Source organism: Salmonella sp. SJTUF15570 (assembly GCF_043357055.1).
GTDB lineage: Bacteria > Pseudomonadota > Gammaproteobacteria > Enterobacterales > Enterobacteriaceae > Salmonella > Salmonella enterica.
Genome location: NZ_JBEUKJ010000005.1, coordinates 231,220 through 251,471, shown reverse-complemented (window position 1 = coordinate 251,471; position 20,252 = coordinate 231,220). Strand labels below are relative to the sequence as shown.

The window sequence follows — 20,252 nt, the reverse complement described above, 5'->3', positions numbered from 1 at the left end:
GAACATATGTCTATGGAAACGCAGGACATTATTAAACGGTCCGCAACAAACGCCATCACTCCGCCTCCGCAGGCGCGTGATTACAAAGCCGAAGTCGCGAAACTGATCGACGTCTCCTCCTGTGTCGGCTGTAAAGCCTGCCAGGTAGCCTGTTCTGAATGGAACGATATTCGCGATAACGTTGGTCATTGTGTCGGGGTGTACGATAACCCTGCCGATCTCAGCGCCAAGTCCTGGACGGTGATGCGCTTTACCGAAACCGAGCAGAACGGCAAGCTGGAGTGGCTGATTCGTAAAGATGGTTGTATGCACTGTGAAGATCCAGGCTGTCTTAAAGCCTGTCCATCTGCCGGGGCTATCATCCAGTACGCGAACGGGATTGTTGATTTTCAATCTGAACACTGTATCGGCTGTGGTTACTGTATCGCCGGGTGTCCGTTTAATATTCCGCGCCTCAACAAAGAGGACAACCGCGTTTATAAATGTACGCTTTGCGTCGATCGCGTCAGCGTGGGCCAGGAACCGGCCTGCGTCAAAACTTGTCCGACCGGGGCTATTCATTTCGGCACCAAAAAAGAGATGCTGGAACTGGGTGAGCAACGCGTGGAGAAGTTAAAAGCGCGCGGCTTTGAACATGCCGGTATCTACAACCCGCAGGGCGTTGGCGGTACGCACGTCATGTATGTGCTGCACCATGCCAATCAGCCGGAGTTGTACCACGGCTTGCCGAAAGATCCGCAGATCGATACCTCAATCAATCTGTGGAAAGGGGCGCTAAAACCGCTGGCCGCAGCGGGCTTTATCGCCACTTTCGCCGGTCTGATTTACCACTACATCGGTATTGGCCCGAATAAAGAAACGGACGACGATGAGGAGGATCATCATGAGTAAGTCGAAAATGATTGTGCGCACGAAATTTGTCGACCGCGCCTGTCACTGGACGGTGGTGATCTGCTTCTTCCTGGTAGCGCTGTCGGGGATTTCGTTTTTCTTCCCGACGCTACAATGGTTGACGCAAACCTTCGGCACGCCGCAGATGGGACGTATTTTGCACCCGTTCTTCGGTATTGCCATCTTCATCGCGCTGATGTTTATGTTCGTGCGTTTCGTCCACCACAACATCCCGGATAAAAAAGACATTCCGTGGCTGAAAAATATTGTCGAAGTATTGAAAGGCAATGAGCATAAGGTGGCGGATGTCGGCAAATACAATGCCGGACAGAAGATGATGTTCTGGTCCATTATGAGCATGATTTTTGTGCTGCTGGTGACTGGCGTGATTATCTGGCGTCCGTATTTCGCGCAGTATTTCCCCATGCAGGTGGTGCGTTATAGCCTGTTAATTCATGCGGCGGCGGGCATTATTTTAATGCACGCGATCCTCATCCATATGTATATGGCGTTTTGGGTGAAAGGCTCGATTAAAGGCATGATCGAAGGGAAGGTCAGCCGTCGCTGGGCGAAGAAACATCATCCACGCTGGTATCGTGAAATCGAGAAGGCGGAAGCAAAAAAAGAGAGCGAAAAAGGTATTCAGTAATTCTTTCGCGATCTGATAAACAAGGCGCTATCCTCGTAGCGCCTTGTTTTCATCTGCTGTCTGTATACTCAGACGACCACAGCAAATCGTTTAACGACGGAAATCGATGACCATACGGCCACGAATTTGTCCCTGTTCCATCTCTTTAAAAATAACGTTGATATCTTCAAGCGGACGTAAAGCGACTTTTGGCACGACTTTTCCTTCCGCCGCGAACTGGAAGGCTTCGGTCAGATCCTGGCGTGTCCCCACCAACGAACCGACAACCTGAATGCCATCCAGCACCAGGCGAGGGATATCAAGGTTCATGGCTTCTGGCGGCAGCCCGACTGCCACCACGCGGCCTCCGGCGCGAACGGCATCTACTGCGGAATTAAACGCCGCCTTAGCGACCGCGGTAACCACCGCTGCGTGCGCGCCACCGGTTTTTTCCTGCACAATTTTAGCCGCATCTTCCGTACGTGAATTAATGGTCAGATCTGCGCCCATTTCCTCGGCCAGTTTCAGTTGTCCATCATTGACATCAATGGCGATCACTTTCGCATTGAAAACGTTTTTCGCGTACTGCAAGGCCAGATTACCCAGACCGCCCAGACCGTAGATGGCAATCCACTGGCCAGGTTTAATATGAGAAATCTTCACCGCTTTATACGTGGTAACGCCCGCGCAGGTAATACTACTTGCCGCCGCAGAGTCCAGACCTTCCGGTACTTTCACCGCATAATCCGCGACGACAATACACTCTTCGGCCATGCCGCCATCTACCGTGTAACCGGCATTTTTCACGTTGCGGCATAAGGTTTCATTGCCCGTATTGCAATACTCACAGTGTCCGCATCCTTCATAAAACCACGCGACACTCGCGCGATCGCCGGGTTTCAGCGAGGTGACACCGGGACCGACTTCCGCCACGACGCCAATGCCTTCGTGTCCCAGAATGACGCCGGTTTTGTCACCGAAATCGCCGTTTTTCACGTGTAGATCGGTATGGCATACGCCGCAGCACTCCATTTTTAGCAAAGCTTCACCGTGGCGAAGGGGACGCAGCGTTTTCTCAGTAACATCAACCTGATGATCTTGTGTGACAACAGCAGCTTTCATAACCTTCTCCTTTTATTAATAGTGAACTGCATAGCAGGTAATAGCAGGTAAGGTGCTATTACCTCTTTAGGATTAATATTTCTGATGAGTTATGCAAGGCGGCAGAAATACAATGTAATAGTTTAGCCAGGATTATCCTGATAAATCCCCGTTCAATACATAAAGGTGGCTAATATTAGTAGCTTGACAAATAAGCAGGGAAAGGAATTCAGGTGTGTTGACAGACTCACCAAAACTAAAGAAGAAAGTGATATCCGGCGGCATTCACCGCCGGGTACGTATTAAATGGAAGTCCGACGGTAGTCGCGGTATTCCGGTTTCCAGAAGTTATCGTCAATCGCCTGTTGCAGCGCTTCCGCAGAGGTTTTCACCGCTACGCCTTGTTGCTGCGCCATTTTACCTACGGCAAAAGCGATAGCGCGCGACACGACCTGGATGTCTTTAAGCGCTGGTAACACTAATCCTTCGCCGTTATTGACCAGCGGAGAATGTTTCGCCAGCGTCTCACTGGCTGACATCAGCATTTCATCAGTAATGCGCGATGCGCCGGAAGCGATAACCCCCAGACCGATGCCGGGGAAAATATAGGCGTTATTACATTGTGCGATCGGATAAACCTTATCTTTCCAGATGACCGGCGAGAATGGGCTGCCGGTTGCCACCAGCGCGTTGCCTTCCGTCCAGGCGATAATGTCCTGTGGCGTGGCCTCCACGCGAGAGGTGGGATTAGAGAGCGGCATGACGATCGGGCGAGGGCAATGCTTATGCATCTCGCGGATGATCTCTTCAGTAAAGAGCCCGGTCTGGCCGGAAACCCCGATCAGAATATCCGGTTTCACGTTACGCACCACATCCAGCAGCGACAGCACGTCATTTTCGGTATCCCAGTGCTGGAGATTGTCGCATTTCTGCACCAGTTTTGCCTGGAACGGCAATAAATTTGGCATCCGGTCCGTCAACAGGCCGAAGCGATCGACCATAAAAACGTTCTGTCGGGCGGCATCTTCGCTTAAACCTTCACGCTGAGTCTGCGCGATGATTTGTTCAGCAATCCCACATCCGGCGGAACCCGCGCCGAGAAAAACGATTTTCTGCTCGCTAAGCTGACTGCCGGCAGCGCGGCTGGCGGCGATCAACGTACCGACGGTCACGGCTGCGGTGCCCTGAATATCATCGTTAAAGGAGCAAATCTCATCACGATAGCGCGTCAACAGCGGCATTGCGTTTTTCTGCGCGAAATCTTCAAACTGTAGCAGGATATCTGGCCAGCGCTGCTTAACGGCCTGAATAAACTCATCGACAAACGCATAATACTCATCGTCGGTAATGCGCGGATGACGCCAGCCCATGTAAAGCGGATCGTTGAGTAACTGTTGATTGTTGGTGCCGACATCCAGCACAACGGGAAGGGTATAGGCCGGACTAATGCCGCCGCAGGCGGTGTATAATGACAGCTTACCGATAGGGATCCCCATCCCGCCGATGCCCTGATCGCCAAGCCCCAGAATCCGTTCGCCATCCGTCACCACAATAACTTTAATGTTGTGGTTAGGCACATTCTGCAAAATGTCGTCCATATTGTGACGGTTCGGATAAGAGATAAATACGCCGCGCGCCCGGCGATAAATCTCAGAGAAACGCTCACAGGCCGCGCCCACGGTCGGGGTATAGATAACCGGCATCATCTCTTCAAGATGGTTTTGCACCAGTCGATAAAAGAGCGTTTCGTTGGTATCCTGGATGTTACGCAGGTAAATATGCTTATCGATTTCTGTTTTAAACCCCTGATACTGGAGCCAGGCGCGTTCGGCCTGTTCTTCAATCGACTCGACGACCTCCGGCAGCAGTCCTGACAAATTGAAGTTGCGGCGCTCTTCTACGCTAAAAGCGCTGCCTTTGTTTAACAGGGGGAATTCCAGCAATACAGGGCCAGCGTAAGGGATATAAAGGGAACGTGCTTTCTTGGTTGTAGTTTCCATGTTACTCACTCTTTTTCGAATAACTGTCCCTGGCACCGTCGTTTATCATCATATATTGCCTTCCACCAGGGAACCGACCCTGAGTATAAAGCATTGTGAGACGTTAAGGTCATTCCTATAAACAAAAACACCATTGCAGATGCAATGGTGTTTAACGTCATTTCAGGACTGTACGATTACTTTTGGCTGTCGGCGCGGCGCTTTCTGCCGGTTGGGTTATTCACCACGCTGCTGGTGTCGCCTTCAGTAACAACCTTACGCTGGTTGGAAATTCTGTAATCCAGTCCAAGTATATGACGAGCCTGACGGTTCGATTTCATGTTAACTCCTCAATCCTGTTGCTAGTTTTAAGGACAAATTCGCTTACGCGAAAGAAACGTAACCCCTAAGGTTGCCGATACAGCATAGCAGGTTTTACAGAGTCGGGTGCTGCCCGCTTACCACATAGTTGATGGTCTGCTGGTAGATGTCACTGAGGATGTCATTGTCGGAAGCCTCAACCCATTTGGTCAGCTCCATTAAAATATCATCTTCAGTGACAACGCCTAACTCCGCGCGTAATCCTTGTTCAATCGCGTTGACCAGGGCCGGTTGTGCTGCTGAGGTATTTGCTGAGTGATAAGTAAACATATAATGCCTCCGTGAACATGTATTTATTTAGTACGGCTCGCAGAAAATTAATTCGTATTCAGCATGGCAAATATTTTTGCGGCTGTGGTTAAGATTAGTCCTGGAGTTATTTTAACGCAAGGCGGAACTCTAATTGTTTACCCCAGAAGAAAATATATTACGTTTGCCAATTACATATCCTCATACTAGTGGTGGTCAACTAATATACATTTAAAAGGCTACTTATTGCGATTTTTATCCTTTATTACAACGAGATAAGATAAATCTTAATTTTAATGAAAATATACATAATGGAATGCGCCTCCGGAAGAAAAAGTAAGGACAAAAGGAGGGATATATTCTTTAAAGAAAGGGAGGCCTGTTGGTTTAATATTCATCACTGAAAAAGCATACAACTATTTTCTATATCTGAAGTGCGGGTAATCGACAACATGCTACCTCCATCGGCATGGACAACGCAGATTTGCAGCATGGTCTATACTTTATTTTTTGAGCCAACAGGAGAGCAAAAATGACAATCCATAAGAAAGGTCAGGCACACTGGGAAGGCGACATCAAACGAGGTAAAGGCACTGTATCAACAGAAAGCGGCGTGCTTAATCAACAACCGTATGGATTCAATACCCGGTTCGAAGGCGCGCAGGGAACCAACCCGGAAGAGTTAATCGGCGCCGCACATGCGGCCTGTTTCTCCATGGCGCTATCACTCATGCTGGGAGAGGCTGGATTTACGCCGACATCCATTGACACCACCGCTGACGTATCGCTTGATAAGGTGGAGGCGGGCTTCGCCATTACCAAAATTGCGCTACAAAGCAAAGTCGCGGTAGCAGATATTGATGCTTCAACTTTCGATCAAATCATCCAGAAAGCAAAAGCCGGGTGTCCGGTTTCGCAGGTTCTGAATGCGGAAATCACCCTCGACTACCAGCTTAACGCCTGATAACCTCGCCAGCCCGGTAACGATGGGTTGATCGGGCTGATGAATATACATTCAGACGGAGGGCTCGCTCCCGGTCTATCTGAATGCCTGCCACATTTCTATCACCTCAACGCGCCGTAGACCACGTCAGTGGCTATTGTCGTGGCCTACTTTTTCGCCCTAAAATCTGCTCGCCATGTTGCTTTATTCATCAAACATCAAAATCAGTCAACATAAATATCAATAATAGCCATATCACGGAGGGTGATCTTTATTCCTGAGAGAGGAGGGGTATTATTTTCTGTGTTCTACATTAACGGGTTAACGCGCAGATGTAGAGGTTATTTATATAATTATTGGAGCAACAACAATGAATAAATTCTCCCTTGCTACAGCAGGTATTATCGTGGCAGCGCTGGTAACCAGTGTTAGCGTGAATGCGGCAACAGATACTACTAAAACAAACGTTACGCCTAAAGGTATGAGCTGCCAGGAGTTTGTTGACCTCAATCCGCAGACGATGGCGCCAGTCGCTTTCTGGGTGCTGAATGAAGATGAAGATTTTAAAGGCGGGGACTACGTAGATTTCCAGGAAACTGAGACGACAGCAGTGCCGCTAGCCGTTGAGCTTTGTAAGAAAAACCCGCAGAGTGAATTAAGCAAAATAAAAGACGAAATCAAGAAAGAACTCTCAAAATAAGAGTAAACTGATATCAAAACCCGGCCTGTGTGTCGGGTTTTACTATTTGTGACACCGTCACAAATAACATCTTCCATTTCTTCTACCAATCACGTGGTATTGCACTATTTTCATTAGAGCCCTTTCACTATATGGAGACCTAATGAAAATTTTACCGCTGGCACTCTTTATCATTCCTTTTCTGGCCGGATGCGGCGCCAATAATACGCCGCCGCAAACACCTATTCCCGGGGAAAAAACATCTGCCAAATTACGTACCCTGGAAACAGGCGCGGCGGCTATTCAATCCAGACCACCTGTCGATGCCATCAGTACCTACCTTGACGGGTTCCATTTTTATAGCGGTGATAAAAACGGACAGATGGAAGCGCACCATTACGTTACCGTCCTGAACGAAGATGTCATGCAGGCGGTGATTTACGACGGCAATACGAAAAACGCGCGCCTGATGGGGGTGGAGTACATTATCAGCGAACGTTTATTTAAAACGCTTCCTCCCGAGGAGAAAAAACTGTGGCACAGCCACCAGTACGAGGTGAAATCCGGTAGCCTGGTGGCGCCTGGCTTACCGCAGGTCGCTGATAAGGCCTTGATGAGTAAGATTGTTAATACTTATGGCAAGACCTGGCACACCTGGCATACCGACCGGGATAAAACCCTGCCAATGGGTATCCCTGCGCTGATGATGGGCTTTACTGGCGACGGGCAGCTTGACCCCGCGCTGCTGGCCGATCGGGATCGCCGTCTGGGAATTGATACCCAGGCCATTAAACGCGAGCGGCAGGATCTGCCTGAGCATCCCGTTGTTAAGGGGGCTAACGCCTGGGAGCAGGGGGAGGTTATCCAGCTACAGCGTGTTCAGGGCTCTGGCGAACACGGGCGAGGCGATACCGCGCACTTCGGTACATCTGAGCAATCCCGACAATAATTCCACGGTTTTACACGCAGATACGAAAAAGAATGCCTGTTAAGTGACAGTGTCACGTAAAGATTAGCCCCATAGTCTATGCTTGTTCTTCGGATGTTGTAGAGGTTATGGGTTAAACGGAGCGACAAATGAGTTCAAAAATTTTTTGCAAAAGCTGGGGGGCTGAATATATCGCCGCTGATGTTGTCCGCTTTCGTCTTTGGGCCACCGGTCAGCAAAAGGTTATGCTCAGGCTTGCGGGTAAAGACCAGGAAATGCAGGCGAGCGGTGACGGCTGGTTTACGCTGGACGTCTCCGGGGTGACACCAGGTACGGAATATAACTTTGTACTCAGCGATGGCATGGTGGTCCCCGATCCGGCTTCCCGCGCCCAAAAAACTGACGTCAACGGTCCGTCATATGTGGTTGATCCAGGCAGCTACGCGTGGCACAACACCGGGTGGAAAGGTAGCCGTTGGGAGCAGGCCGTGGTGTACGAGATGCATACAGGCACGTTCACTCCGGAAGGCACCTTCCGCGCCGCAATAGCGAAGCTGCCTTATCTCGCTGAACTCGGCGTTACCGTTATTGAAGTGATGCCCGTTGCGCAATTTGGCGGCGAACGCGGCTGGGGCTATGACGGCGTACTGCTTTACGCGCCGCATTCAGCCTATGGGACGCCGGATGATTTCAAGGCGTTTATTGACGCCGCGCATGGGTATGGTCTTTCCGTCGTCCTGGATATTGTGCTGAACCATTTCGGCCCGGAGGGAAATTATTTACCGCTATTGGCGCCGGCGTTTTTCCACAAAGAGCGCATGACGCCGTGGGGAAATGGTATCGCCTATGATGTCGACGCCGTGCGGCGCTATATCATCGAGGCGCCGTTATACTGGCTGACAGAATACCATCTCGACGGCTTACGCTTTGACGCTATCGATCAGATTGAGGACAGTAGCGCCAGGCATGTGCTGGTTGAAATCGCACAACGTATTCGGGAAGACATTACCGACAGACCCATTCATCTGACCACCGAAGATAGCCGCAATATTATTTCTCTGCATCCCCGTGATCAGGATGGCAATGCGCCGCTGTTTACCGCCGAATGGAATGACGATTTTCATAATGCCGTCCACGTTTTTGCGACCGGAGAGACCCAGGCCTACTACAACGATTTTGCTGATGCCCCGGAAAAACACCTCGCAAGAGCGCTGGCCGAAGGATTCGCTTATCAGGGAGAAATTTCATCACAAACCGGCGAACCTCGCGGCGTAAAAAGTACCGGACAACCCCCGGTCGCTTTTGTGGATTTTATTCAGAATCACGATCAGGTCGGTAACCGCGCCCAGGGCGACAGACTGATAACCCTGGCGGGTGCTGAACGAACAAAAGTATTGCTCGCCACGTTGCTGCTTTCACCGCATATTCCGCTGCTTTTTATGGGCGAAGAGTATGGCGAAAGCCGTCCTTTTCTTTTTTTTACCGATTTCCATGGGGATTTAGCCCGCGCCGTTCGTGAAGGTCGCGCAAAAGAGTTTGCCGATCATGCAGGGGAAAATGTTCCGGACCCGAATGCGCCAGAGACCTTTCAACGCTCAAAACTTAACTGGAAGCAACAGCACAGTGAAGAGGGTAAAGCGTGGCTGGCATTTACCCGCGAACTACTGCTTTTGCGCCAGAAGCATATTGTGCCGCTGTTGTCCGCTGCCCGTGAGAGCTCAGGAACGGTATTGCAAACCGCGCCCGGGTTTATTGCCGTTAGCTGGCGTTTTCCGGGAGGAACACTGTCACTGGCGCTGAATATTAGCGCCACGACGGTATTACTGCCCGATTTACCGGGTAAGACTCTCTTCGCCTGGCCGAATGAATCCACCGGGTCGCTTTTCCAACATTCTCTTATTGTCCGCTTAGCCCAGGGAGAGTCTGCATCATGATCCCAACTGCAACGTATCGTCTTCAGTTTCGCAATGGCATGACCTTCGACCGCGCTGCGGCGCTGGTGCCTTACCTTAAAAATCTGGGTATCAGCCATCTTTATGCCTCACCCATCTTTACCGCCACCAAAGCGTCAACGCATGGTTATGATGTCACCGATGCGAATGAGATTGAGCCTTCTATTGGCGGGCGCGAAGGATTTGAAAGACTGGTGGCTGAACTTAAAGCACAAGGTCTGGGATTGATCATCGATATTGTGCCTAATCACATGGCCAGCTCGCTGGAAAACGCCTGGTGGCGCGACGTGCTTGAATATGGCAAGGAGAGCCGTTACGCGCGCCATTTCGATATTGACTGGTCGCGCCGACTGACGCTGCCTTTTTTAGGCGACACGTTTGACGCCGTGCTGGAAAACGGAGAAATTGCGATCAAGCCCGATCCCGCTACGGGTAAACCCACGTTCGCCTATTATGATAACTATTATCCGCTTGCGCCGGCGACGTGGCAGGGGCGCGAGGCTGAAATACTGGCGCTTACCGATAAAGCCGCTATTGCTGATTTGCATGAGCGCCAGCCGTGGAAATTAATGTCCTGGCGCGATGCCGCTCGCTCGCTCTCATATCGGCGTTTCTTTGAGGTCACAGGGCTGGTAGGAATGCGGGTGGAAGATAAAACCGTCTTCGACGATACACATCGGCTGATTCTGGAGCTGGTCAGAACGGGGGCGGTTGACGGTTTACGTATCGATCATATCGACGGCCTTGCCGATCCGAAAGCCTATCTTGCGCGTTTACGTCAGGAAGTGGGGCCGGCGTGCTATATCACCGTGGAAAAAATTCTCGCTAAAGGCGAGCAACTTCCTGATGACTGGCCGGTTTCCGGCACCACAGGCTATGAATTTATCGCCTCGCTGGCGGAGGTGCTGGTTGACGATGAGCAGATAGACAATCTGCGCCAGGCTTACGAGACCGTTAAAGGCGCGCCAGTGGATATGCGGGCGGAATTACGGGCGGCTAAATTGCTGATGGTCGATCGCAATTTCGAGGGGGAATTTACCCGGCTGCTCGCGCTTGCGCTGTCGATTGCCAGCGAGCTACAGATCGCACAGGAAGAGAGCGTCGTTCGGCAGGCGTTACGCGAGTTATTAATTGCCTTTCCCGTATATCGCACTTACGGCACGGCAGAAGGGCTACCGCCGACCGATATTTGCCTGTTACACCGTATTGTGGAACGGGTAAAGACGCTTGAAAATCCTCCGCAGCCAGAAGCGCTTACATTTCTGAGCCGCCTTCTTACCGGCGATGTTCCCGCCTCCAGCCAGGAGGAGGCGACACAGTTTCGCGTTCGATTCCAACAACTCACCGGTCCGCTGATGGCGAAATCGGTAGAGGATACGCTTTTCTTTCGTCAAAACATGGGACTGGCGTTAAATGAAGTCGGCGCCGAGCCCGTCACGCATCACTTCTCCATTGAACGCTTTCACCATGAGATGAAAACCCGACAGGCGCGACAGCCTGATGCGTTATCCGGTACGTCGACCCACGATACCAAGCGAGGCGAGGATGCGCGAGCACGCCTGTATACGCTTACCGAAGCGCCGGAACAGTGGAGCGAATGCCTTGCCCGCTGGCGGCAGATGAACCAGACCCATGTCAAATTTTTAAATGATGGCACTGCGCCAAAATCGGCGGATACGTGGATGTTATATCAGGCGCTGACCGGCGTCTGGCCCCCGATGCTACAACCACAGGACGAAACAGGTTTAAACACGCTGAAAACACGCTTTGAAGCTTTTGTGGAGAAAGCGCTACGCGAAGCGAAGCTACGTACCGATTGGGTGGACAGTAATGAGGCTTACGAAACGGCAATGCTTGATTACGCCCGTTATTTACTGACGCCGGATAATCAGACATTTTTGCAGGATTTTTATTGTTCCTTGCAACCCTTCATCCGCGCAGGGCTGGTTAACAGCCTGACGCAGACCGTTATCAAATTAACCGCGCCGGGGGTACCTGATATCTATCAGGGGAGCGAGGCGTTAAATTTTAGTCTTGTCGATCCCGACAACCGCCGCGAACCGGATTTCGCCACGCTGGCGCAGCAGTTAGACCAACTGACGCCGGGAGTTTTCTCGCGCGAAGAGAGTTGGCTGAACGGGCAGGTGAATCAGTATGTCACCGCTGCATTACTGCGTCTGCGTCAGCAGAATCAGGAGCTCTTCCGTTTTGGCGACTATATACCGCTGCGGGCTGTTGGTCAGCGTGCCGACAAGGTCATCGCTTACGCCAGAGTTAATCATGATGATGCGCTGATTGTTGTTGCGCCCCGACTGGTGTTGGCCGAATGTGACGGCTTATTGTCGCAATCGCATAGCGGTTTCTGGGCAGGAACCGACATTATTATACCCGGACAGCTTAATCAGCATCGTTATCGCAATGTGCTTACCCAGGAGAGGTTAATGCCTGGTGAACACCTGTCGTTGGCCTCACATCAGGGCGGCGTACTGGTTTTAATGAGCGACTGAGTTTATGTGTTGATGTGCCGTGACAGGACAACGTTTACCGTGGGTGGAGAAAGAGAATGACAACAAACAGGGCTTTTGAAATCAGATCAGGATACAGCCATACGCTTGGCGCAAATTATGACGGCGAAGGCGTGAATTTCGCTATTTTTTCCGCCCATGCGGAACGCGTCGAGCTGTGTCTTTACGATCCGAGCGGGGAGCATGAAATCGCTCGTCTGGAGTTACCGGAATATACCGACGAAATATGGCACGGCTATGTCCCGAATTTGCAGCCCGGCGCGCTGTATGGGTACCGCGTTTACGGTCCTTATGACCCGGAAAATGGTCATCGTTTTAACCCCAATAAGCTGCTTATTGACCCTTATGCCCGTGAGCTGGTGGGCGATATTCAGTGGAACGATGCGCATTTCGCGTATCAATTACTTCATGACGATAAAGATTTGACCTTTGATGACCAGGATAGCGCGCCATTTACGCCTAAATGCCGGGTGATTGATCCGGCTGAGGCGAATTGGGAGGATAGACAACGGCCTTCCATACCGTGGTCGAACGCCATTATTTATGAAACGCATGTAAAAGGCTTTACCCAGCTTAATTCCGCGATCCCTGAGCCTCTACGCGGTACGTTTGAGGGCATGGGGCATAAAGCCAGCGTGGATTACATTAAAAGTCTGGGGATTACCTCCGTCGAGCTTTTACCCGTTCACTGGTTCCCGGACGATCAGCATCTGCTCGATAAAGGACTGAAAAATTTCTGGGGATACAACTCGCTGGGCTTTTTTGCGCCGGCGACGCGCTACTATGGTCCAAAAGGTATTCAGGGATTCCGCGATATGGTACGCGCTTTCCATGATGCCGGCGTCGAAGTGATACTGGACGTGGTCTATAACCATACGGCAGAAGGGAATGAACTTGGCCCCACGCTGTCATTTAAAGGTATCGATAACTTCTCTTACTATCGCACGATGCCCGATCAGCATCGCTATTACATTAACGATACAGGGACAGGTAATACCGTCAATACCTCTCATCCACGGGTACTGCAAATGGTGATGGATTCCCTTCGCTATTGGGCGGAGTCAATGCATGTCGACGGCTTTCGTTTTGATTTGGGCACCATTCTTGGTCGTGAGCCGGAAGGCTTTGATCAGAGAGGCGGCTTTTTTGATGCGGTAACGCAAGACCCGGTGCTGGCAAAACTGAAACTGATTGGCGAACCCTGGGATATCGGACCGGGCGGCTATCAGGTTGGCGGCTTTCCACCAGGGTGGGGCGAATGGAATGATAAATACCGAGATACGGTACGCGAATACTGGAAAGGTGACAACGTCACAAATGATTTCGCCGCACGCCTGCTGGGTTCCGGCGATCTCTATGATTTGCGCGGCCGTCGCCCCTGGTCAAGCGTTAACTTTATTACTGCCCATGACGGCTTCACGCTGAACGATCTGGTGTCTTATAACGACAAACATAATGAAGCCAATGGCGAAGATAATAATGACGGGCATAATGATAACCGCTCCTGTAACTATGGCGCAGAAGGGCCAACCGACGACGAAGGCATCAATGCGATACGCGAGCAACAGAAACGCAATTTCCTGACCACCTTGCTTTTCTCGCACGGCACGCCGATGTTATTAGCGGGCGATGAGTTTGGCCGCAGTCAGATGGGCAATAATAACGGCTACTGTCAGGACAGTGAAATATCGTGGGTCCACTGGGATAATTTGCCGGAAACCGCCAATGCGCTACGAGAGTTTACCCGTCATCTGATTCAACTGCGCGCCACGCAACCGTTGCTGCGCCGGGAGAGCTGGCGTGACGGTCTGGAGATCCGCTGGTTTAACGCCGGCGGAGGGGCGCAGCAATCCGAACAATGGGATGAGGGATCGACCATAGGCGTATGCATTAGTCGTCCCGATCTCCAGCCGGAAGCGGGGATCTGGCATGACGCCTTACTGCTTTTCAATCCGTTTGAAGGCAGCGTACCGTTCCGTATTCCGATGTGGGGAGAAGGCGGCTGGGTACTTGAACTGACGACTGCCGATAACGCGCAGCAGGGAATGCGGATTGCCGAAGAAATGGATTTCGATCTGGCCGGGCGCAGCATCGTATTATTCAGACGCCCCTGATAGTAAAACTGCGCTCCGGACCCAACCGGCCTTGATGGCCGGTTTTTTTACTGGCGCTCAGGCGATATCATGTCGCAGAAATAACACCGTTGTCAGTTTACCGCCCGAAAAATTCATCCGCCTGTTGGTATTCCTTTGATTGTCTTCACCGATATTCGCTTCAGGCCGTCTATTGCCATTTCAAGGTAGGTACGTGGACATCCCAGATTTAAACGGATAAATCCGCTGCCCGCCGGGCCAAAGCCGCTGCCCATTGAAGGAGCAATACCCGCGACATCCGCCATTACCCATTTTAGCTGTTCGTCATCCAGTCCCAGTTTTTTACAATCCATCCATAATAAATAGGTTCCCTGCGCCGGGACAATTCTTGCCCAGGGAAGGTGATCTGTCGCCTGTTCAACAAACCAGCGGCGGTTTTCCGCCAGGTAATCCAGTAGCGAATCCAGCCACTGTCTGCTTTCATTCCATGCGGTAGTCGCCGCCTGAACGGAGAGGGCGTTAAAGACGTCCAGCCCATGAGCGTCCAGACGAGACAGGAATCGCTGGCGAAGCGTAGGATCGGGAATGAGAAAATTAGAAATTCGCAACGACGATAAGCCAAACGTTTTGCTGGCCGCAGTGGCGGAGATGACCCGTTTATGCCAGCGCTCCCCTAAATGCAGTACCGAGGTAAAGGTTTCGCCGGGCAGCAATAGATCGGCCCATATTTCATCCGAGATGAGAGTGACATCATAAGCTTCACATAATAAAAGCAGTTGCTCCAGCTCGTTGGCCGACCAGCAACGCCCGGTTGGATTATGTGGATTACACAAAATCATCAGCGGAGGGCGCTCATGGCGAAACAGCCTTTCCAGTTGGCAAAAATCCATCTGATAGCCATCGTCCGGCGACTCGCTAAGGGGATTCTCCAGCAGTTTTCTACCATTAAGCGTGATTATTTTGGCGAAGGAGCCATAGTATGGTCCCTGTACCACTACGCCGTCGCCTGGATGCGTCAACATTTGCACTAAGAGCGCCAACCCTGGTACGACGCCTTCCACGCTGCATACCCATTCCTGTTTTAACGTAAGCTGGTGGCGTGACGAAAACCAGTGAAGCAGGGCGTTAAAATAGGCCTCATCACGTTCGCTATAGCCAAATACGCCGTGCTCGATTCGCTGATGCAATGCCGCCTGAACCTCAGGCGGGCAGGCAAAATCGAAATCAGAAACCCACATTGGCAGCAGTTTCCCAGCGCCGTCGCCAAAGTGACGCTCAATAAAATCCCACTTTACCGAACCAGTATTGTTGCGATTGATAATCTGGTTAAAATCCATCTTGTTTCCTTATTATTCCGTCACTGACGATTGCGGCGACTTTTCTGAGGCGGAGGCAGTTCTGGCAATACCAATTCCGCTAAAACCATAAATTAATGCGAAGAAGATTGCCGCATAGCATTGGATAGCCCAGGGCAGAAGATCAAGCGTGCTAACGCCCAGCGTGGTTGCCATGTAGACGCCAGCCGAGGTCCACGGCAGGAGAGGTTCGATAACGGTACCGGCATCTTCTATCGTCCGTGAAAGGTTTTTAGTATCCAGCCCCATACGACGATAGGCATCTTTAAACAGTTCGGCGGGAACTAACAATGCCAGTTTACCGTCGCTGGTCGCTCCTGTGACCAAAATTGTGGTGCCGATAGTGGCGGCAATGAGTTGACCAACGCTATGAATAATGGTCAGCAGTCGGTTAATGATGATCGTTAACGCGCCGGTTAACGTTAGCGCTCCGGCAAATGAAAAAGCGCAGAAAACTAACAGTATTGTTCCCATCATCGAGAACATTCCGCCCCGGTTTAGCAGGCGTGGAACATCGGCCACGACACCTTCTGCGCCTTGTGGGAACATGGCGATATCAAATCCATCAATGAAAGCGTCCAGTCCCTGTTTGATGCTCAGTCCCTGCATGATGACGCCAAGGAATAAGGCAAGTACGCAGGCGCTTAACATTAATGGGATGACAGGCTTCTTGCGAATTGCGCCCCACAGTACGATCACCGGCGGCAAAATAAGAACAATATTAAAATGGTATAGCGACTCCAGTGAGTGGATGATGTCCGTAACGCGCTGCGGCGTGGCCACCTCGCCCAGCATATTACTGTGTCCGGCGATAAGATAAACCACGGCGGCAAGCAGGAAACTTGGCAGGGTCGTCCAAAGTAAATGCTGAATATGCTCAAACAGAGTAGTGTCTGCGACAATCGCGGCAAAGTTAGTCGAGTCGGACAACGGTGAGATTTTGTCGCCGAAATAAGCGCCAGAAACGACGGCGCCAGCTGCTGCTGCAAGAGACACGTCCAGCCCGGCGGCAACCCCCATTAACGCAACGCCAACCGTCCCAGCGGACCCCCACGATGTACCGGTACAGACGGAGACCACGCTGGTTAAAAAGAAGGCTGCAATCAAAATATATTCCGGGCTTATGAGTTTTAGCCCCCAGTACACCATGTAGGGAATGGTGCCGCTAAACATCCAGGTGCCAATCAAACCGCCCACGCAGATCAGGATCATGATAACCGGCATTGCTTTAGCCAGCTTATCCACCACTGAGTTGATGATGTCTTCCCAACAGTATCCTTGCCACCATGCAATGCCTGCCGCTACCGCCGCAGAGCACAGAAGGAGCGGTTCGATACGTAGCCCCATGATGCCGTAACCGATAATCAACAATAACAACATGGAGATGACTGGGATTAGCGCTAAACCCAATGACAGCGTTTTCTTCTTGTTTTGTGATGCACTCATAATGGAGCTCCGGTCAGTAAGGTAGCTCAAGGGTAGGGGGATACGCTTCCCACTACTGTGATCCATTACTTTCGTCCATGTAACCGATTACATGAGAGGGGTTAATTTGATAGCCATCACAGTTTTTACTGTTGACGACGCATTCACCGTGAAAAATAGGGCGCGACAGAATCGCGGATCACCAGTTCGGCATTGAAATGATTGCTGCTGGGCGGCGGCGTAATGCCCTGGTATAACTGTATCGCCAGTTGCGCGGCACAACGCGCCATTTGTTCGACCGGATAATGCATTGTTGTTAACGCCGGATAAAGATACCGGGCCAGCACCACATCATCAAAGCCGACAATAGAGAGCTGTTGCGGAAGCTGAACGCCGCGTTGATGAAGAATACGCATAATGCCAGCGGCCATCACATCGTTAAACGTGACCGCTGCCGTAAGGGGAAGCCCGCTATTAATAAGTTGATGCGCGGCCCGCTCGCCGCCTTCTTCGTTAAACGGAACGCTAATCACCCAGCGAGGGTCTGGAGAAATACCATATTCTTCCAGCGCCTCACGGTAACCATCAAGGCGTTCCTGACGATCGATAATTGGCAAGTCAGATGTCACACAGGCAATGCGCCGATGCCCGTTCGCCAGGAGATATCGGGTCGCTTCCCTGGCGGCGCTGCGATTTTCCAGCCAGATACACCGGTTGGCCATACCGGCGATATAACGATTCACAACAACCAGCGCTGGAAAGTGGGCTGCGTAGCGCAGCAGCTCTTTATCCGGTAATCGGCTGGCGTGTACAACAATAGCCTCACAACCTTGATTAACCAGAAAATCCAGTCCCGCTTTTTCCATTTCTTCGTCGTGGCCGCCGCTACATACCATCAAGCGATACTGCTGCTTACGAGAAACATCTTCTACGCCGCGAGCAAGGTGGGCAAAAAAAGGATCAGCCAGATTGCCGGTTAACAATCCGAGCATATCGCCGCTACGTTTCGCCAGCGCGATAGCGGCGGCATTCCGGCGATAATTGAGATCGCGCATGGCTTTCTCTACACGTTCGCGCGTGACGGGTTCAACCCACGCGGTCTGGTTAATGACACGTGATACAGTCGCGGTTGATACACCGGCCAAAGATGCAACATCCTTTATTGTCGCCATGTTAAGCTCATATTTGTTCGTTTAAAGGGTATCAAAGCCATTGATTATCATGTTACGTGGAAATCAGTGCAATCACTGCGGCGCAGCCTGAATTTATAAACATTTTTAAAATCATCCTAAATCCTGGTAACTGCAAATTTTAGTAGCTACCTCAATGAGTTATTGACCACTGAATTTTCTACGATAACATGACTAACAATATACACATGATAAGAACCACTACACTGGGAAATCGTTGCGTGGTGGTTCGGAGATAGATGATGAGTAGTATTACAAAAAGCATACAGAATGAATATGTTTTATTGATGGAAAACGCTTTTTCTGAAAAATATAAATATGCGTTTAGAAATTTAGAACTGAAAGAATTACGTAGATTCATCCTGAAGGAGCTAATTAGCTCTCCCGAGTTAGATAATCAACTTACAAACCTAATCGTGTTGCTAAATAAATTTTGGGATACTCACGCCGCGGCGCTTATAACAGAAGTGCGGGCGTCTAAAAGTTATCGATTATTACTTCCGATTCAACGCTTTGGTTATAACATATCTAATCACCTTAGATCTTTGGGGATTTATTTTGATAGCATCATAATGGTTGATCCATTACATTTTCCTTCTCTTAGCTCACTGCATTCATTTTTGTCATTGCCACCAGATAATAGTTATGTCCGCATGCGCAGGTTGGTATTACTTGAACATGTTTCTAATCTATTTCGCGCCATCCCGTTTATGACTATTGATGATGATTATCCAATTTTTCTAATCGTTCCTGAATTACTGGATTTTGATAAAGAACGCAATCATGAACAATCTGCCGCTTTTCTAAGCCAGCTCTTTTTTAAAGATAGAAAAATGGATTACGCTACTTATTTAGCGTTTCTTGAGCACTTTGGGAGAAATGAAGAAACATTCCAGAAGATCCTAACAAATAAAGAATTATTAAAAACATTGCTTAATAATTTCAATAACATCGAAAAAGAAGTCTGGGTTTACGATACAGATTTAAAGAGTTTTACAACAAGAGAGGTAGATCTTCTGGATTACGATCTGCCGTCAGCTATAGCAACCTTACTGGGTAAGGTTGAAGGTGCAATTTATGCACAACGATCAACTCAATTATCGGCAACACTATTAGGCATTGATCCGGTTATTTATAGTAACCATATGTTTTTACATGAATGGACTACGGAGCAGTTGGTCAAGGATTATGGTAAATTAAATCCTCTTTCTTCTGAAGAGCAAGCGATTACAATGGGCCTTTCAGCCGCGGAAGTAAAATTCCTTACTGCGCTTTCCGATCTGGAATTAAAAAAGATTAGAGAAAGAGGTCAACTGGAATCCTTAAGGCATGAACTAAGAATCTCAAGGCATGACTTGCAAGGAAAAACACCAGATCAAATGCAAGATGCGGCAGATAATTTTTCAAAACATTTAATCAATGTGGTCGAAGAGTATGGAAAGTCGCATGAATCAGCCATTAAGAATTCAAAGAAAAAAAAGATCTCATCTGGATTAATTTTTGCAGGAACAGCCACGTTAGGTATAGCTTCACTTGCCATGCCGCAATTGACATTACTTTCAGCAGCAGCAACGGGAATTGGCCTGGCCTTTGGAGGTAAAAGTCTGGCAGATATTTTTAGTGAACATAAAGCACATAAAAATGAAATCCAGATATTAGAAAAAACACCCGTATCGCTTTTGTATGGGGCATATAAAAAGAAATAGTCATACTGTGTATACCGTCTGGTAGCGGAAGTCAGTTTTTGAAGCAATTGTCGTAAAGTTACTCAAACAATCATTTCGGCTTTGCTGATAAGCACAGCGGCTTGTCCGGTGGTGAGCCGGTAGTCACAGGGTAGGGGAGGAATACAGCCTATGGCGTTTCAATGTCTGAAAACACTACCACATCTTGTGTCAGAGGGCCGCTGCGCGCCAGGCCGTTTCGCAAAGTT

General features: G+C 50.0%; 16 protein-coding genes. 9 read left to right on the top strand and 7 right to left on the bottom strand.

What is annotated here, in order from left to right; genetic code table 11:
- Positions 1 to 6: 6 nt before the first annotated feature.
- Both fdxH and fdnI read left to right on the top strand, forming a co-directional pair.
- Positions 7 to 891: a formate dehydrogenase subunit beta gene (fdxH, locus tag ABVN44_RS12260; protein ID WP_000061599.1), complete on the top strand. Its 885-nt coding sequence runs from the start codon at positions 7 to 9 to the stop codon at positions 889 to 891.
- Positions 884 to 1,540 carry a formate dehydrogenase-N subunit gamma gene (fdnI, locus tag ABVN44_RS12255; protein WP_000045658.1) on the top strand — a complete coding sequence of 219 codons (657 nt, stop codon included), beginning with the start codon at positions 884 to 886 and terminating at the stop codon, positions 1,538 to 1,540. The genes fdxH and fdnI overlap by 8 nt, the downstream gene beginning before the upstream one ends.
- Before the next feature lie 90 nt (positions 1,541 to 1,630).
- On the opposite strand, the gene adhP is transcribed toward fdnI, so the two are convergent.
- The 4 genes from adhP to bdm all read right to left on the bottom strand — a co-directional run bounded on the left by adhP (position 1,631) and on the right by bdm (position 5,250).
- Positions 1,631 to 2,641, bottom strand: a complete 1,011-nt coding sequence (adhP, locus tag ABVN44_RS12250) for an alcohol dehydrogenase AdhP (protein WP_000642447.1) — start codon at positions 2,639 to 2,641, stop codon at positions 1,631 to 1,633.
- A gap of 281 nt (positions 2,642 to 2,922) precedes the next feature.
- Positions 2,923 to 4,620: an NAD-dependent malic enzyme gene (locus tag ABVN44_RS12245; RefSeq protein WP_000450511.1), complete on the bottom strand. Its 1,698-nt coding sequence runs from the start codon at positions 4,618 to 4,620 to the stop codon at positions 2,923 to 2,925.
- A 176-nt stretch (positions 4,621 to 4,796) separates the two neighbouring features.
- A complete protein-coding gene (sra, locus tag ABVN44_RS12240; RefSeq protein WP_000841559.1) occupies positions 4,797 to 4,940 on the bottom strand; it encodes a stationary-phase-induced ribosome-associated protein in 144 nt (47 codons plus the stop codon).
- A gap of 94 nt (positions 4,941 to 5,034) precedes the next feature.
- Positions 5,035 to 5,250, bottom strand: a complete 216-nt coding sequence (gene bdm / locus ABVN44_RS12235) for a biofilm-dependent modulation protein (RefSeq protein WP_000495700.1) — start codon at positions 5,248 to 5,250, stop codon at positions 5,035 to 5,037.
- Positions 5,251 to 5,761: 511 nt separating this feature from the next.
- Here bdm and ABVN44_RS12230 point away from each other — a divergent pair.
- From ABVN44_RS12230 to glgX, 6 genes are all read left to right on the top strand, one after another.
- On the top strand, positions 5,762 to 6,193 hold the full coding sequence (locus tag ABVN44_RS12230; protein ID WP_000152297.1) for an OsmC family protein: 432 nt from the start codon (positions 5,762 to 5,764) through the stop codon (positions 6,191 to 6,193).
- Positions 6,194 to 6,542: 349 nt separating this feature from the next.
- The gene (gene hdeB / locus ABVN44_RS12225) at positions 6,543 to 6,872 is read left to right on the top strand and encodes an acid-activated periplasmic chaperone HdeB (protein ID WP_001032161.1); all 330 of its coding nucleotides are present in this window, start codon (positions 6,543 to 6,545) and stop codon (positions 6,870 to 6,872) included.
- A gap of 142 nt (positions 6,873 to 7,014) precedes the next feature.
- Positions 7,015 to 7,800, top strand: coding sequence for an OBAP family protein (locus ABVN44_RS12220; RefSeq protein WP_000698598.1), 786 nt, complete (start codon positions 7,015 to 7,017; stop codon positions 7,798 to 7,800).
- Between the two features lie 128 nt (positions 7,801 to 7,928).
- Entirely contained in the window at positions 7,929 to 9,713 is a 1,785-nt protein-coding gene (gene treZ / locus ABVN44_RS12215; RefSeq protein ID WP_048348835.1) for a malto-oligosyltrehalose trehalohydrolase, read from the top strand.
- On the top strand, positions 9,710 to 12,238 hold the full coding sequence (gene treY, locus ABVN44_RS12210; protein ID WP_129339455.1) for a malto-oligosyltrehalose synthase: 2,529 nt from the start codon (positions 9,710 to 9,712) through the stop codon (positions 12,236 to 12,238). Before treZ ends, treY begins: the two co-directional genes overlap by 4 nt.
- Positions 12,239 to 12,294: 56 nt before the next feature.
- Positions 12,295 to 14,370: a glycogen debranching protein GlgX gene (glgX, locus tag ABVN44_RS12205; protein WP_048348837.1), complete on the top strand. Its 2,076-nt coding sequence runs from the start codon at positions 12,295 to 12,297 to the stop codon at positions 14,368 to 14,370.
- A gap of 113 nt (positions 14,371 to 14,483) precedes the next feature.
- Here glgX and ABVN44_RS12200 read toward each other — a convergent pair whose 3' ends face one another.
- The 3 genes from ABVN44_RS12200 to ABVN44_RS12190 form a co-directional block, all read right to left on the bottom strand.
- Complete coding sequence (locus tag ABVN44_RS12200) at positions 14,484 to 15,686, bottom strand: MalY/PatB family protein (protein ID WP_048348838.1); 1,203 nt, start codon at positions 15,684 to 15,686, stop codon at positions 14,484 to 14,486.
- 12 nt (positions 15,687 to 15,698) lie between these two features.
- Positions 15,699 to 17,150, bottom strand: coding sequence for a Na+/H+ antiporter NhaC (gene nhaC / locus ABVN44_RS12195; protein WP_001276631.1), 1,452 nt, complete (start codon positions 17,148 to 17,150; stop codon positions 15,699 to 15,701).
- Positions 17,151 to 17,293: 143 nt separating this feature from the next.
- The gene (locus ABVN44_RS12190) at positions 17,294 to 18,301 is read right to left on the bottom strand and encodes a LacI family DNA-binding transcriptional regulator (RefSeq protein WP_000201071.1); all 1,008 of its coding nucleotides are present in this window, start codon (positions 18,299 to 18,301) and stop codon (positions 17,294 to 17,296) included.
- Between the two features lie 257 nt (positions 18,302 to 18,558).
- On the opposite strand from ABVN44_RS12190, the gene ABVN44_RS12185 reads away from it, so the two are divergent.
- On the top strand, positions 18,559 to 20,025 hold the full coding sequence (locus ABVN44_RS12185) for a hypothetical protein (RefSeq protein WP_000987827.1): 1,467 nt from the start codon (positions 18,559 to 18,561) through the stop codon (positions 20,023 to 20,025).
- The last annotated feature ends 227 nt before the right edge of the window (positions 20,026 to 20,252 follow it).